The following is a 1453-nucleotide window of genomic DNA, read 5'->3' as shown; positions in this document are numbered from 1 at the left end:
GGGCGGGGGGAGGTCAATTCCGCCGGGGCCTGTCCAGGGAGGCAGAATACGGCGGGGCTTTCACGCCGTACTCGCTGTCACCACGTGACTATCCCGCGAGAAACCCGCTCGAAATCGGTAAGAAACCTTTACCTGACCGACGGGCACGGCAGTGGCGGCCCCCGGGCGGGCGGACGGACGCCATTGTCCGGCCGTCCCGGTCGGTCAGGCCGCCGCCGACGACGGCGCCGGCGCGGCCATCCAGGTCAGATCTGCCACGGTGACGACGAGCCGGCGGGCGATGTCGTCGGCCGGAACACCGGAATCCAACGCCTCCCGAAGAGCGATGCCACGCACTGTGCGTAGCTCAAGCCGTCGCGGATGGTCCGCCCACATCAGTTTGTCGGCGAGCGCTGCCCGCTCCACCGAATCAGACACTGCCACCACGTCTTCATAGGACATCACGGGCTCATGGTTACGGCTGAGCGGACGTTACGCAACATTCGGATGGCGCCTTTTTTGCCGAACCCCGCACGGGTCGACGAACCATGGCCGCGTCCTGTCCGGGTACTGTCCCGCTGGTCGGCCGTCTGACGTTGTTCGGGGAGGTCGTGCGGTTGCCCGACGGCGGGCAGCGGCTGGTGGTGATGATGACGGTGGAGCCTGGTTCGGCATCAGCGGAGAACCTCCAGTTGCTGGCCAGTCTCGACCTGACGGTCACGCCACCGGGCCCGCTGCGTGTCCCGGTCCCGGCGGACCCGGCTCCCGGATGCGGGCCAGGAACCGGCGGGTGCGTTCCTGGCGGGGATCGTCGAGAACCCGCTGCGGCGCACCCCGTTCGATGATCGAGCCGCCGTCGAGGACGAGCACCTCGTCGGCGATGTCCCGCGCGAACGCCATCTCGTGGGTGGCCAGCACCATCGGCAGGCCTTCCCGTTTGAGTTCGCCGACGAGGTCGAGCACCTCGCCGACCAGCTCGGGATCCAGCGCCGAGGTGATCTCGTCGAGCAGCAGCAGGGAGGGCTCGGTCGCCAACGCCCGCACGATCGCCAGCCGCTGCTGCTGGCCACCGGAAAGCCGGTCCGGGTAGACGTCGACCTTGTCGGCGAGCCCGATCCGGCCGAGCAGTTCCCGGGCACGCTCGCGGGCGGCGGCGCGGGACACCCGATGGACCAGGACCGGCGCGAGGGTGACGTTCTGCAACACCGTCAGGTGCGGGAACAGGTTGTACGCCTGGAACACGACGCCGATGCGGCGGCGGATCCGGTCGGCGTTCACCCGCGGATCGGTGATCTCCTCGCCGGCCAGCAGGATCTCGCCGTCGTCGACGGCCTCCAGCAGGTTCAGGCAGCGCATCAGCGTGGACTTGCCCGACCCGCTGCCACCGACGAGCACGACCGCCTGGCCGGGCCCGACCTCGAAGGTGATGTCGCGCAGCACGACCGTGTTCCCGTAGGGCCTGTCTCTTATACAC

Annotated in this window: 2 protein-coding genes and 1 pseudogene; 1 reads left to right on the top strand and 2 read right to left on the bottom strand. The window is 69.0% G+C overall.

Features of this window, described 5'->3' with window-relative positions; all coding sequences use genetic code 11:
* Positions 1-204: 204 nt before the first annotated feature.
* Positions 205-423: a hypothetical protein gene (locus tag NBZ85_RS31060; RefSeq protein ID WP_261560735.1), complete on the bottom strand. Its 219-nt coding sequence runs from the start codon at positions 421-423 to the stop codon at positions 205-207.
* Between the two features lie 104 nt (positions 424-527).
* Here NBZ85_RS31060 and NBZ85_RS31055 point away from each other — a divergent pair.
* Positions 528-665, top strand: a pseudogene (locus NBZ85_RS31055) (hypothetical protein); the annotation flags it as partial.
* Positions 666-696: 31 nt separating this feature from the next.
* Here NBZ85_RS31055 and NBZ85_RS31050 read toward each other — a convergent pair.
* Positions 697-1449 (bottom strand): amino acid ABC transporter ATP-binding protein, encoded by a 753-nt coding sequence (locus tag NBZ85_RS31050; protein WP_261563413.1) that lies wholly within the window; start codon positions 1447-1449, stop codon positions 697-699.
* Positions 1450-1453 lie beyond the last annotated feature (4 nt).

It is taken from the genome of Frankia tisae (assembly GCF_025403405.1).
Taxonomy (GTDB): domain Bacteria; phylum Actinomycetota; class Actinomycetes; order Frankiales; family Frankiaceae; genus Frankia; species Frankia tisai.
The sequence above is the reverse complement of the archived record's forward strand: the minus strand, read 5'-3'. Positions and strand labels throughout refer to the sequence as shown.